Source organism: Arthrobacter zhaoxinii (assembly GCF_024385505.1).
Lineage (GTDB): Bacteria > Actinomycetota > Actinomycetes > Actinomycetales > Micrococcaceae > Arthrobacter_B > Arthrobacter_B zhaoxinii.
In genome coordinates this window covers 838,139-850,995 of sequence record NZ_JANFLT010000005.1, presented here as the reverse complement: position 1 = coordinate 850,995, position 12,857 = coordinate 838,139, and the positions used below count along the sequence as shown (strand labels likewise).

The following is a 12,857-nucleotide window of genomic DNA, read 5'->3' as shown; positions in this document are numbered from 1 at the left end:
TCCGGCACGGCAAGCCACGGCGTGGATAATGGTCCTCACTTCCCGCTCAACGTAACGGTGGTTTTTCGATGACAGCACTTGCCCCGTATCTGCCGCGGGGGACGCTGAACCGAGAGGAGCAGCCCATTCTCGATGCAGACGGCCTGTTCCTGCGTCCCTGGGCCGCAGCCGATGCCGCGGTGGTGCTGAAGGCGTACAGCGAACCGGGCATCTCGCGCTACAACCGCCGGTCGATGTCGACCGAGGATGAGGCCGTTGAGTGGACCCGCCGCTGGGGAGTCCGGTGGCAGGAAGAGACCGGGGCCAACTGGGCGGTGTGTGCCGGTGACGGCAGAGTCGTGGGGCGGGCGGCGCTAAGCCGGATCAACCTCTACGAAGGTGACGGCGAGCTGGGGTACTGGATGCTTTCGGCGGAACGGGGAAAGTCGGTTGCACCGCGCGCCGTGCAGGCGCTGAAAAGCTGGGCGTTCGGGACGGTGGGCCTCAAACGCCTGCAGCTTTCCCATTCGGTCCGCAACGAGGCCTCCTGCCGGGTAGCCCGGAAAACGGGCTTCGACCTGGAGGGAACCAAGCGCAGCGCCCTGCGGCATGCCGACGGCTGGCACGATATGCACCTCCATGCGGTGGTGCGGCCGCAACGTTCGACCTCTACTTGAGCGTCAAGGCTCGCCGGTCGCCGCGGCCCTGATTAGCGGGATGGCCGTTGTGCGGCTGTAACCTTGACGAAGACAGCCCGCAGCACAGCTAGATATGGAAGCGTGGATTTATACGTGAGCAGCGATCAGAGTTCATCAACTCTGCAGGACGCAATCGCAACCGAAACGGTGATGGGCCCTACGGGTCGTCCCCTGACGGTATTCCCCGAGCCTCCCGTCCTCACCTCGCATGGTCCTGCCCGGATCATCGCGATGGTGAACCAGAAGGGCGGGGTCGGTAAGACCACCTCCACCATCAACCTGGGAGCAGCCCTCGCCGAGGCCGGCCGCCGCGTACTGCTGGTCGACTTTGACCCGCAGGGTGCCCTGTCCGCAGGTATGGGCGCCAACCCGCACGAACTCGACCTCACCGTCTACAACGTGCTGATGGACCGGAAGGTGAATATCCGCGACGCGATTCACGAAACCTCCATCGAGAACATCCACCTGCTGCCGGCCAACATCGACCTTTCCGCGGCCGAGGTCCAGCTGGTGAACGAGGTAGCCCGCGAGCAGGTGCTCGAACGTGCCCTGCGCAAGGTTTCGGATGACTACGACGTCATCCTCATCGACTGCCAGCCGTCCCTGGGACTGCTGACCGTCAACGCCCTCACGGCGGCGCACGGTGTGATCATCCCGCTGATCTGCGAGTTCTTCGCCCTCCGTGCGGTGGCCCTGCTGGTGGAGACCATCGAGAAGGTCCAGGACCGGCTCAACCCCGGACTGCAGGTGGACGGTGTCCTGGCCACCATGTACGACGCCCGCACCCTGCACAGCCGCGAGGTCATTTCCCGCCTGGTGGAAGCCTTCGGCGACAAGGTCTTCGAAACGGTCATCAAGCGGACCATCAAGTTTGCAGACGCCACCGTGGCTGCGGAACCGATCACCTCCTATGCCGGCAACCACCCCGGCGCCGATTCCTACCGCCGCCTCGCCAAGGAACTGATTGCCCGCGGCGGCGCGCCCTAAGGGGGCGTCCGCGGAGACGGTGCCCTTGACCGCAGCGCTGCCGGACGCCCGGGAACCGGATCCCCGGGAACCAGACGCCGGGGAATCAGCACCCCGCACCGGATTCGAAGTCCGCCTGACAAACTTCACCGGACCGTTCGACGTCCTGTTGGGCCTGATTTCCAAGCACGAGCTGGACATCACCGAGATTGCCCTCGCGGCCGTCACCGACGAGTTCCTCGGCTACATCCGCGAACTCTTCGGAACCGGGCCCGAGGTGGCGCTCGACGAGGCAAGTGAATTCCTGGTCATCGCCGCAACACTCCTGGATCTCAAGGCCGCACGGCTGCTTCCGGCCGGGGACGTTGAAGACGAGGAAGACGTTGCCCTGCTCGAGGCCCGGGACCTGTTGTTCGCCCGGCTGCTGCAGTACAAGGCGTTCCGGGAGATGGCCGCCCTGTTGGGGGAGAGGCTGTCAGATGAAGCGCAGCGTTTCCCCCGGCAGGTATCCCTGGACCCGCACTTTGCGGCAATGCTCCCGGAACTTGTCTGGCGCACCACCCCGGAACAGTTCGCCGACCTTGCCGCCCGTGCGCTGCAGCCGCACGACGAGCAGCCCCCGACCGTGGGGCTCGAACACCTGCATGCCCCTAAGACCAGCGTCCGGGAACAGGCACTGATCCTGGCCGAACGCCTGACCGGCGGAGGCGCCGCAACGTTCGCGGTCCTGGTCTCCGACGCCGACGGTCCGGTCGCCGTGGCGCGCTTTTTGGCGCTGCTGGAACTGTTCCGCGACGGGGCCGTCAGTTTTGAGCAGGAAACTCCGCTGGGGGAACTGCTCATCACCTGGACCGGGAATGCGGATCCGGAAACCGGGTTCGCCGGAGTGGATGAATACGAGCGGGAACCCGCCGGCGGCGGGGACCACCCGGGGAAACACACGAACGTGGAAGGGGAGGGTCATGACGGCTGAACCGGCTTTCGGTACCGGGAAGGGTACCGGGGAAAGCACCGATGAGGCTGATGCACTGCCCGGAGGTGTGAAGGGTGCCGTGGAAGCGGTGCTGATGGTGGTGGACGAACCCGCAGCCCCCGCACTGCTGGCCTCCGTGATCGGCGTGCCGGAGCAGGAAGTGCTCGCTGCCCTCACGGAACTGCAGCAGGAGTATGACGGCTATACTGGGGGTGGACCCGAGGGCGCACCGCGTGGTTTTGAACTCCGCGATGTTGCAGGCGGATGGCGGATTTTTTCCCGCGCTGACTATGCGCCCGTTGTGTCGAAGTTTGTACTGGAAGGCCAGAGTGCCCGGCTGTCGCAGGCCGCACTGGAAACATTGGCGGTCATTGCCTATCGGCAGCCCGTCTCCCGGGCCCGGGTCTCCGCGATCCGCGGAGTCAACGTCGATTCGGTGGTCCGCACGCTGGTGCAGCGTGGATTTATCGTCGACGCCGGCACCGAACCGGAAACCGGTTCGCTGCTGTACCGGACAACGCCGTACTTCCTGGAACGGCTTGGCCTGGGCAGTATCGACGAGCTTCCGCAGATTGCACCGCACCTGCCCGGGCTGGAAAACCTGGCCGAATTTGAAGACACTACTTATTAACCGCTACACCCAAAGGACTTACTCATGACCCCAGCACCCCGTTCCGGATCCGGCCGCAATACCCCGCGCGGCGGCGGACGCAGTGCCGGTGGCCCCGCCGGCGGCAAGGGCGTCGGCCGCGGCTCCAAGCCCTCCTCGCCCCGCACCGGCGGACCCCGCTCCGCATCGGGCCTGAAGCCCGGCGAAGACCGCGCGAACGGCTACCGGAGCGTCAGCCCCGAAGCCGCCCGTCCCGAGAAGTTCAAGTCCGACGCCGTGAAGGCCTTCGGCAACAGCACCGGCAAATCCGGTGGCGCCCGCACCGGTGCACCCAAGACCGGCGCTCCCAAGTCCGGTACCAAGTCCGGTGCCGGCAAGTTCGGCGGCCCGCAGGCAGGCCAGCGCAAGAGCGGCGACCGCGCTTTCCGCGGGGAGCGCTTCGGCCAGAACCTGGGCCCCGTGCGCCGTTCCACCACCCGCCGCCCCGCGGCCCCGGTGATTTCCGAACAGCACAACCCCGAAGGCGTCCGCCTGCAGAAGGTCATGGCCAGCGCCGGCGTCGCCTCACGCCGCGTCTGCGAGGAAATGATTGCCGAAGGCCGCGTCGAAGTTGACGGCCAGGTTGTCACCGAGCTCGGCGTCCGCGTCGACCCGGAGACGGTGGCCATCCATGTGGACGGCATGCGCCTGCAGCTGGATGAAACCCAGAAGTACTACGTGTTCAACAAGCCCCGCGGCGTCATCTCCACCATGGAAGACCCCGAAGGGCGTCCCTGCATCAGCGACTTCCTTAAGTCCACCAGCAAGAACGAGCGTTTGTTCCACGTTGGCCGGCTGGACAACGAAACCGAGGGCCTGCTGCTGCTGACCAACGACGGCGAGCTGACCAACCGGCTGACGCACCCCTCCTACGAAGTGCCCAAAACCTACCTGGTGCAGGTCCGCGGACCGATGAACCACGGTGTGGGCGCACAGATGCGGGAAGGCATTGAGCTGGAAGACGGCTTCCAGAAGGTTGATTCCTTCAAACTCGTCGACTCCACCCCGGGCCACCTCCTGGTTGAGGTAGTCCTGCACTCGGGCCGCAACCGCATTGTCCGCCGGCTGTTCGACGCTGTCGGCCACCCGGTGGAGCGCCTTGTCCGCACCAAGATCGGCCCGATCAGCCTGGGCGACCAGCGCCAGGGCAGCATCCGCGTCCTCGGCCGCGGCGAGGTCGGACACCTGCTCGCCTCCGTAGGACTGTAGCGAATGGCCGCTGCCGCTGACGGGGGCACCCACCTGTCCGGATCCGTGCTGATTATCGGCACGGGACTATTGGGCACCAGTATCGGCCTCGGGCTTTCGGCCCGGGGTGCCGATGTGGTGCTCTCGGACCTGTCTCCCTCGACAGAGGCCGTGGCCCGCGACATCGGTGCCGGACGGTTGCTCAGTACCGCAGGCGAAGGCTTCGAGCCGTCACTCGTGGTTGTTGCCGCGCCGCCGGACGTCACCGCGTCCCTGGCTGCGGCAGCGCTGAAGGACTGGCCGGCCGCCGTCGTCGTCGATATTGCCAGCGTCAAGTCCGCCGTCCTGGCTGACCTGCGGGAGCGCGACGCCGACCTCAGCCGTTACGTGGGGACGCACCCGATGGCGGGCCGGGAGAAATCCGGGCCGGTGGCTGCACGGGCGGAACTGTTCAACGGCATGCCCTGGGTGATCTGCCCTCCGGAGGAAGCTGCCCCGGACGCCGTGCGCCGTGCCGAGGCCCTCGCCTTCGACCTGGGTGCCGTGGTGTCCCGGATGTCCGCCGAGGAGCACGACGCATCCGTGGCGCTGACCTCGCACCTGCCGCAGGTCATGGCCTCCCTGGTGGCCAGCCGGCTGCAGGAAACCCCGCCGCAGTCGCTCGCCCTGTCCGGCAACGGCCTCCGCGACGTGACCCGGATTGCCGCCAGTGACCCGAATCTCTGGGTGCAGATCCTCAGCGGCAACGCCGGCCGTCTGGTGCCGATCCTGCACGGGGTCCGCGAGGACCTGAACCGGCTGATCCGCACGCTCGAGGATCCGGTGGCGGACGGTGCGCGTCTGGACATGGCGCAGCTGATTGCCGAAGGCAACGCGGGGCAGGCCCGGATTCCGGGCAAGCACGGCGGGCCGGCGCAGACCTTTGTGTCCTTCACCGTGCTGGTGGATGACACCCCGGGCCAGATTGGCCGGCTGCTCACCGAGATCGGTGAGATCGGTGTGAACCTGGAAGACCTGCGCCTGGAGCATGCCTCCGGACGCCAGGTGGGACGGGCGGAAATCTCCGTCCTGCCCGGCCGGGTGAATGACCTTGTTTCTGAATTAAGCGCCCGCGGGTGGAAGGTAGTGCAGTGAGTTCAAATGTAAATCCGGCCCAGTTCCGGCTGGGTAAACCGCTGGTGGTGGCCATTGACGGACCGTCGGGTTCGGGCAAATCCAGCATCAGCCGGGAAGTAGCCCGCCGCCTGCATGCTGCGTACCTTGACACCGGAGCCATGTACCGCGCTGTCACGCTCTCCTGCATGGAGGCCGGCATTGACCTAACGGACTCCGTGGCCGTCGAAGCCGCGGCGGAAAACGCCGACATTGCCCTGAGCCTGTCCCCGGACGAGGAATGGGTCCGGGTCTCCGGACGCGACGTCACCGACGCCATCCGCGAACCCGTCGTGTCCTCTTCGGTCAGCGCCGTCGCCACGACGCTGGGTGCCCGTGCAGAGCTGGTCCGCCGCCAGCAGCAGCTGATCCGGGACTCCGGTCTGCGGATTGTTGCCGAAGGCCGGGACATCACCACCGTGGTGGCCCCGCATGCCGAGGTCCGGATCCTGCTTACCGCCAGTGAGGAAGCACGGCTTCGCCGCCGCGGCATCCAACTGGGCGGCACGCAGACCGCCGCGGCGCTGAAGGAACAGGTCCTCGTCCGCGACGCCAAGGACTCCACCGTGGTGGATTTCCAGCAGGCAGCCGACGGCGTCGTCACCATCGATTCCTCCGATCTGGACTTCGAAGAGACCGTTTCCGCGGTACTGGAAGTCGTTTTCACCAGCACCCACTAACTCCCTGCCGGGAACCCGGCACCAACTACGGGCACCCGCCCGTGTTTCAATGGGAGGAGGACATCCGGCGGAAACGCCGCAGCGATCCTCCCTCACACTTACCGGGCTGAACGTCCGGCGACGGCCTGTACGCAGTGCTGCAGACCTCAACGGAAAGAAAGCAATTCAATGAACGGAAAACCTCTCAACGACGACACCGCCGGTGACGGGACCTCCACGGACGAGTACATCCCGTCCGGAGAAGACTCCATCGACGAGCGCCTGGCGGCACTGGACGACGACGAGGCCGATATCCGCGCCCGTTCCCTCCGCGCCGGTCTCGACGACTATGAGCTTGATGAAGAAGACGCCGCGCTGCTCGCCGGCGGCTTCGAAGAATACGACGAAGACGCACCGCTGCGCCAGGATCCCGTGGTCGCCATCGTTGGCCGCCCGAACGTGGGCAAGTCCACCCTGGTGAACCGTATCCTCGGCCGCCGCGAGGCCGTCGTCGAGGATACCCCCGGCGTGACCCGTGACCGGGTGTCCTACCCGGCAACCTGGAACGGCGTGAACTTCACGCTGGTTGACACCGGCGGCTGGGAGCACGACGCCCGAGGCATCCACGCCCGTGTGGCTGACCAGGCAGAAATCGCCGTCGACCACGCCGACGCCGTCATGCTGGTGGTCGACGCCACCGTCGGCATCACCGCCACTGACGAGGCCGTGGTGCGGATGCTGCGCGGCAAGGGCAAGCCCGTCGTCGTCGTCGCCAACAAGGTGGACGACATCCAGAACGAAGCCGACGCCTCCTCCCTCTGGGGCCTGGGCTTCGGCGAGCCGTACCCGGTGTCGGCGCTGCACGGCCGAGGCACCGGTGACATGCTCGACGCCGTCCTCGACGTGCTGCCCGAGTACTCCGCCTACGGCGGCCTGGACCGCTCCGGCGGCCCGCGCCGCATCGCCCTGATCGGCCGCCCGAACGTGGGCAAGTCCTCGCTGCTGAACAAGCTGGCCGGTTCCGAGCGCGTGGTCGTGGATGACACGGCCGGCACCACCCGCGACCCGGTGGACGAAATGATCGAACTCGGCGGCCGCACCTGGCGCTTCGTCGACACCGCCGGTATCCGCCGCCGCCAGCACATGGCCCAGGGCGCCGACTTCTACGCTTCGCTGCGTACCCAGGCCGCCCTGGAGAAGGCCGAGGTCGCCGTCGTGCTCCTGGCCGTGGACGAAGTCCTCAGCGAGCAGGACGTCCGCATCCTGCAGCTGGCCATCGAATCCGGCCGCGCACTGGTCCTCGCCTTCAACAAGTGGGACCTGCTCGACGACGAACGACGCCGCTACCTGAAGATCGAGATCGAGCGCGACCTGGCCCACGTTGAATGGGCCCCGCACGTGAACATCTCGGCCAAGACCGGCTGGCACAAGGACCGTCTGGTTCCTGCACTGGATACCGCCCTGGAGAACTGGGACAAGCGCATCCCCACCGGCAAGCTCAACGCCTTCCTGGGCGAGCTCGTGGCAGCCCACCCGCACCCCGTGCGCGGCGGCAAGCAGCCCCGCATCCTCTTCGGCACGCAGGCTTCCTCGCGTCCGCCGAAGTTCGTGCTGTTCACCACCGGCTTCCTGGATCCCGGCTACCGCCGCTTCATCACCCGCCGGCTTCGTGAAACCTTCGGCTTCGAGGGCACGCCCATCGAGGTCAGCATGCGTGTGCGCGAGAAGCGCGGCAAGAACAGCAAGCGCTAAGTCTCTTGGCCTCGTGAACCCCGGTTCCGTTCTCCCTGTCGGGGGAGCGGGGCCGGGGTTTCTGCGTTTGCGGGGGTGCAGGCTGCGGTGCTGCGACAGCGGGCTTCGGGGCTGTGGCAGCGGCCCGGGAGTCCGGTGGCTCATCACTGTACAGATAACGGGGCTATCCAGCTGGGATAAGCCCGTTATCTGTACAAGCAGCGCGGCCGGGAAGCGGGGGAGCTGGTGCGCGCTCTGTTTTGGCTACGCCGGTGCCCGCAACGCCCGCGAGCCTCGATGCGACGGATTCGCCGGTTGTGGTGTAAGGTATTTGAGGTGGTTCAGCCGGAGAGATTCCGGAAGAACTGCGGGTTGTGGCGCAGCTTGGTAGCGCACCTGACTGGGGGTCAGGGGGTCGCAGGTTCAAATCCTGTCAACCCGACGGTAAGCCTGATGAAACGGAAGTTTCATCAGGCTTTTGTCGTTTAAGCGGGTGCCGGGCTGAGCCTGCCGCAGAGCCCGGCCGATGCTCTAGTCACCACCCTCAAGGAAGCCGCCGTCGAGGACCCAGTTGTAGCGCAGCCGGAGTGCGCGCTCGGTGCTGGCTGCCAGCGTTACCAGCAGCAGCACCAAGTTCGCCGATGCCGGAAGTTGGAACGGGCTCGAGAACGTGCCGATGTTCTCCGCGATGGGCGGGAGCTGCATGATCTGCTCAATGATCTGCGGAACGCCGAGCACGAGCGCGACCACGAGTACGCTGGCCGATACGATGCCAACGGCACGGCTCAGCGCCGGATTGGTCCGTTCCAGTCGGGCGCGCAGTCCTTCGGCCGAGGCAGGATCAGGTAGAAGCTGTCGCTCGGACCCGTCGGGCGTCACATAGTGGCAGCGTCTGAGCCCGTAGATGCTGACCTCGACCTCGATGGCGCCACCCGGCACTGCGAACACCGCGGGAAGTTTCGATCGGGCCTGGTTGATCCCGTTGCGGTAGAGCTGCGCGCGCACTTCGCCGTCGGAATCACCCCCGGGCCGGACCTCTACGGACCAGATCTCCGGTGCACCGTCCTCGCCGGTGAGCTGCAGATGAAAGAGGGAACGCGAGACCAGCTGCCACCATCGATAGCGCGGAAGCGTATGGCCGTCCCCGGGTTCCAGCGTCTCTTTGGGTGTCACTTGTTCCTCCCGGAATCGCTTCTTCGGAGCTGCCTTGCCGGCGCGGCTACGTTCCGCCGGTGGATCTTCGATCCGGCCTTTCATGTGACTCAGACTCCGACGACGAAGGTGAGGGCGGCCCAGAACGAGACGGTGGCCACTGTCGTCCATATGACGATTGCCACACCTTGCCAGAGCAGCACCCAGCCACGGGGGGTTCCGCTCGCGATGAGGATCGCGGATGTGAACTGGGTCGGGATTGCAAGGGGACCGAGGATGCTCGCGCCGGGGACGCCGAAACGGACGAGCCACTTCATGAAGCGCTGGCGCCCCTTGGATACGGGCTTGGCCGGCGCCGTCTCCTCGAACGCAGCGGACCCCTGGTAACCCAGGGAGGCCGGGACGCGCTCGGCGCTCCGGGCAGCCGAGACACGGTCCCTGTTGTGGTTGGTGACCGCAGTGCGGGCCCGGGAGGTGAAGAGCACCACGAAAACCACGCTCAGGAAATTGCCGACTGCGGCCGCGATACCGGCAGCGATAGGGTGGAGGCCGCCGAGGATGCCGATCACGGAGGCCCCTTCGGTCTCGATGAACGGGACGGCCCCGGCGAGCATCACGATGACGGGCCGGATGATCTCGGGCACTTGGGCCGCCAGATCCTGGAAGTTGATGATCAGTTCCTGAATGGGGTTCATGGTTCGGCGCTTCTTTCTTATGTCTTATGCGGGTCGTGGATTCGTGCGATTCTCGAAACGGTCCAGCGCAAACCGTGTTCCCAGGTCTGGGCTGGGCCGTACTGCTTCGCCTGCACCGGAGTCTTCAGATTCGCAGCGGAGACGGGGTCTTCGCGTCGGTGGAAACCCCTGCCTTTCCGCCGGTTTCCGCCTAGCTGCTTGGGCCGGAGCGACTTCGATTGCGTAGGCGAAAATTGCCTAATAAGGTGCCGTCATGCTCTGAAGGGAGCGACACTGATGGACTTCCTGGGCCGCTCCGCGGACCGCGCAACGGTCGACAACCTCCTCGCGCAGGCACGAGCCGGGCTGAGCGGGGCAGTCATCGTCCGAGGGGAAGCGGGTATCGGAAAGACGGCGTTGCTCGAGTACGCCCGCGGCAGGGCTGATGCCTCGGGGTTCCGAGTAGTGTCCGCGGTCGGGGTGGAGTGCGAGACGCAGTTCGCTTTTGCGGGCCTGCATCAGTTGTGCGCGCCCCTGCTGGACCGCATGGGTGCCCTGCCCGAGCCGCAGCAGATCGCTCTGGGCGTGGCGTTCGGGCAGCGAAGCGGTGCAGTGCCGGATTGGTTCCTGATAGGGCTGGCTACTCTCAACCTGCTGGCCGAGGCCGCTGAGGAAGGGCCCCTTCTGTGCCTCGTTGACGATGCGCAGTGGCTGGACGAGGCGTCGGCTCAGGTCCTCACATTCGTGGCACGACGGGTCGCCGCGGAGCCGATGGCGCTGGTGTTCGCCCTGCGGGAGCCCACCGACCGCGATGTTCGCGGGTTCGACGGCATACCCGGCTTACGCTTGGGCGGGCTCAACGAGGCCGACGCGCGGGAGCTGTTGGCAGCAGCCGACTACGTACCCCTGGACGACGGGATGCGCGAGCATGTCGTCGCGGAGGCGCACGGGAACCCTCTCGCGCTGCTGGAGCTGGCCCGAAGCGCGCCGGCGGCATGGGTGGCCGGCGGGTTCGAGCCGGTGCCGGGCATCACGCACCGCATCGAGGACACCTTTCGGCGCCGCGCGGACAGCCTGCCGGCACCTACTCGACTATTGCTGCTGGTTGCCGCGGCCGATTCTACCGGCGAGGTGGCGCTGCTGTGGCGTGCGGCCGCGCACCTGGGGATCGCCGGCGAGTCTGCCGCGCCCGCAGAGGCCGCCGGACTCCTGGAGATTGATACACGGGTGAGGTTTCGCCATCCGCTGGTGCGTTCAGCTGTGCTTCGGTCCGCCGCCCCGCTGGAGCGTCGCCGTGCACACGACGCGCTGGCCGCTGCCATCGATCCAGGCGTCGACCCCGACCGCCGCGCCTGGCACCAGGCCCAGGCCGTGCTGGGCACCGACGAGGACGCCGCCGCTGGGCTGGTGCGGTCAGCAGGCCGGGCGCGCGCCCGCGGCGGGCTGGCCGCTGCGGCGGCGTTCATGGAGCATGCGGCCAGACTGACCCCTGACCCTGCCACCCGCGCGAGCCGGGCGCTGGAGGCCGCGCAGGAGAAGCACGAGGCTGGTGCGGACGCCTCCGAGTTGCTGACGGTCGCTTCGGCCGGGCCGCTCGATACCCTGCAGCAGGCTCGCCTCGAACTGCTGCGCGCGCGGATCGCGTTCCACCTCGCGCGCGACGCCGAAGGGCAGAGGATGCTGCTGGAAGCCGCTAAGAGCCTGGCCCCGCTGGACCCGGTGCTGTCCCGTGAGACGTATCTGCGCGCGCTCGAAGCGGCGATCGTCACCGGTGACTTCCGCCGCGGCCGCGGCATACCGGAAGTGACCGAGGCTGCCCTGACGGCGCCCGCCGCGACGGGGTCTCCGCGGCCTGCGGATCTGCTGCTTGACGGGCTTGTGACGACCTTCACTCAGGGGTATTCGGCCGGTGTGCCGGGGCTGCGGCGGGCGTTGGCGGCCTTCGGAGGCCAGGAGCAGGATGTTGATGCGCTGAGCGTCGCCGACACCTGCCGCTGGGGGTGGCTCGCCAGCCGAACCGCAATGTCGGTGTTCGACGACGAGATGCTCCACGCGGTGTCCATCCGTCATGTCCGTCTGACCCGGGAGACCGGCGCGCTTGCCGCCCTCCCGGACGCACTTCTGGGCCAATCCGTCATACAAGTGCTCTCGGGTGAGTTCGACCGCGCCGCCGAGCACGCAGCGATCGCAGCCGCGACCGGGGCTGTGCCCTTGCTGCACGCGCAGCTCCTCCTGTCTGCCTGGCGCGGCCGTCCAGACGAGACCGCCGGGATGCGCGCGAGCATTGTCCGCAAGGCTGCCGGACAGGCGCACAGCACCGAGGATGCCCTGACACAGTACGCCATGGCGGTGCTGCATAACGGTCTGGGCGACTACTCCGCAGCTCATGCCGCGGCGGCACGGGCCATCGACGCCGAAGCGGTGAGGTTCAACAACCTGGCCCACTCTGAACTCGTCGAAGCGGCGTGCCGTTCCGGCCGGCCGGAGAGTGCGGCCGATGCGCTGGAGCAACTCACTTCACGCGCCCTCGCCAGCGGTACGCCGTGGGGGCTCGGTCTGGCGGCGCATTCACGGGCTTTGACTTCTACGGGGACAGCCGCTGAGGAACATTTCCGCGAGGCGATCGAGCAACTCAACCGCTGCCGGATAACCACCCATCTCGCCCGAACGCATCTCGTCTACGGCGAGTGGCTCCGTCGCGAGGGCCGCCGCCAGGACGCCCGCGAACAGCTCCGCACCGCGCACGGGATGCTGTTGGACATGGGCGCCGAGGCGTTCGCCGCCCGCGCCGCCCGCGAACTTCGCGCCACCGGCGAGCACCCCCGCAAGCGAAGCGCCCAGCCGGCCGACTCCCTCACCGCCCACGAGATGCACATCGCCCGGCTGGTGGCCACCGGTGCAACCTCCCGCGAAGTCGCCACGGAACTCTTTCTCAGCCCACGGACGATTGATGCCCACCTCCGCAATATTTTCCGCAAAATGGGCGTCACCTCGCGCCGTCAGCTCCGCGAGCTGTCCCTTTCCTGAGGCCCGCGG

General features: G+C 67.1%; 11 protein-coding genes and 1 tRNA gene. 10 read left to right on the top strand and 2 right to left on the bottom strand.

The genetic code is table 11. The annotated features are described in order from the left end of the window. Nucleotides 1–68 precede the first annotated feature (68 nt). The 9 genes from NNX37_RS11385 (at nucleotide 69) to NNX37_RS11345 (ending at nucleotide 8,437) form a co-directional block, all read left to right on the top strand. Nucleotides 69–656, top strand: a complete 588-nt coding sequence (locus NNX37_RS11385) for a GNAT family N-acetyltransferase (RefSeq protein WP_255792784.1) — start codon at nucleotides 69–71, stop codon at nucleotides 654–656. Nucleotides 657–770: 114 nt separating this feature from the next. After that, complete coding sequence (locus tag NNX37_RS11380) at nucleotides 771–1,664, top strand: ParA family protein (RefSeq protein ID WP_255792783.1); 894 nt, start codon at nucleotides 771–773, stop codon at nucleotides 1,662–1,664. 25 nt (nucleotides 1,665–1,689) lie between these two features. Further along, nucleotides 1,690–2,616, top strand: coding sequence for a segregation and condensation protein A (locus tag NNX37_RS11375; protein WP_255792781.1), 927 nt, complete (start codon nucleotides 1,690–1,692; stop codon nucleotides 2,614–2,616). Continuing rightward, the gene (gene scpB / locus NNX37_RS11370) at nucleotides 2,606–3,247 is read left to right on the top strand and encodes an SMC-Scp complex subunit ScpB (protein WP_255792780.1); all 642 of its coding nucleotides are present in this window, start codon (nucleotides 2,606–2,608) and stop codon (nucleotides 3,245–3,247) included. The genes NNX37_RS11375 and scpB overlap by 11 nt, the downstream gene beginning before the upstream one ends. Nucleotides 3,248–3,271: 24 nt before the next feature. Beyond that, on the top strand, nucleotides 3,272–4,474 hold the full coding sequence (locus NNX37_RS11365) for a pseudouridine synthase (RefSeq protein ID WP_255792779.1): 1,203 nt from the start codon (nucleotides 3,272–3,274) through the stop codon (nucleotides 4,472–4,474). Nucleotides 4,475–4,477: 3 nt separating this feature from the next. Beyond that, nucleotides 4,478–5,587, top strand: a complete 1,110-nt coding sequence (locus NNX37_RS11360; protein ID WP_255792778.1) for a prephenate dehydrogenase — start codon at nucleotides 4,478–4,480, stop codon at nucleotides 5,585–5,587. Further along, nucleotides 5,584–6,285, top strand: a complete 702-nt coding sequence (cmk, locus tag NNX37_RS11355) for a (d)CMP kinase (RefSeq protein ID WP_255792777.1) — start codon at nucleotides 5,584–5,586, stop codon at nucleotides 6,283–6,285. Before NNX37_RS11360 ends, cmk begins: the two co-directional genes overlap by 4 nt. Before the next feature lie 168 nt (nucleotides 6,286–6,453). After that, nucleotides 6,454–8,016 (top strand): ribosome biogenesis GTPase Der, encoded by a 1,563-nt coding sequence (gene der, locus NNX37_RS11350; protein WP_255792776.1) that lies wholly within the window; start codon nucleotides 6,454–6,456, stop codon nucleotides 8,014–8,016. A 347-nt stretch (nucleotides 8,017–8,363) separates the two neighbouring features. Further along, nucleotides 8,364–8,437, top strand: a tRNA-Pro gene (locus NNX37_RS11345). Nucleotides 8,438–8,526: 89 nt separating this feature from the next. Here NNX37_RS11345 and NNX37_RS11340 read toward each other — a convergent pair. Next, complete coding sequence (locus NNX37_RS11340; RefSeq protein WP_255792774.1) at nucleotides 8,527–9,168, bottom strand: hypothetical protein; 642 nt, start codon at nucleotides 9,166–9,168, stop codon at nucleotides 8,527–8,529. Between the two features lie 89 nt (nucleotides 9,169–9,257). Next, the gene (locus tag NNX37_RS11335; RefSeq protein ID WP_255792773.1) at nucleotides 9,258–9,842 is read right to left on the bottom strand and encodes a small multidrug efflux protein; all 585 of its coding nucleotides are present in this window, start codon (nucleotides 9,840–9,842) and stop codon (nucleotides 9,258–9,260) included. A gap of 276 nt (nucleotides 9,843–10,118) precedes the next feature. On the opposite strand from NNX37_RS11335, the gene NNX37_RS11330 reads away from it, so the two are divergent. Continuing rightward, nucleotides 10,119–12,848 carry an AAA family ATPase gene (locus NNX37_RS11330; RefSeq protein ID WP_255792772.1) on the top strand — a complete coding sequence of 910 codons (2,730 nt, stop codon included), beginning with the start codon at nucleotides 10,119–10,121 and terminating at the stop codon, nucleotides 12,846–12,848. The last annotated feature ends 9 nt before the right edge of the window (nucleotides 12,849–12,857 follow it).

Coding starts and splice junctions, on each gene's coding strand:
- der (WP_255792776.1), top strand. CDS start 6,454: ATGAACGGAAAACCTCTCAACGACGACACCGCCGGTGACGGGACCTCC.
- NNX37_RS11330 (WP_255792772.1), top strand. CDS start 10,119: ATGGACTTCCTGGGCCGCTCCGCGGACCGCGCAACGGTCGACAACCTC.
- NNX37_RS11385 (WP_255792784.1), top strand. CDS start 69: ATGACAGCACTTGCCCCGTATCTGCCGCGGGGGACGCTGAACCGAGAG.
- scpB (WP_255792780.1), top strand. CDS start 2,606: ATGACGGCTGAACCGGCTTTCGGTACCGGGAAGGGTACCGGGGAAAGC.
- NNX37_RS11360 (WP_255792778.1), top strand. CDS start 4,478: ATGGCCGCTGCCGCTGACGGGGGCACCCACCTGTCCGGATCCGTGCTG.
- NNX37_RS11365 (WP_255792779.1), top strand. CDS start 3,272: ATGACCCCAGCACCCCGTTCCGGATCCGGCCGCAATACCCCGCGCGGC.
- NNX37_RS11335 (WP_255792773.1), bottom strand. CDS start 9,842: ATGAACCCCATTCAGGAACTGATCATCAACTTCCAGGATCTGGCGGCC.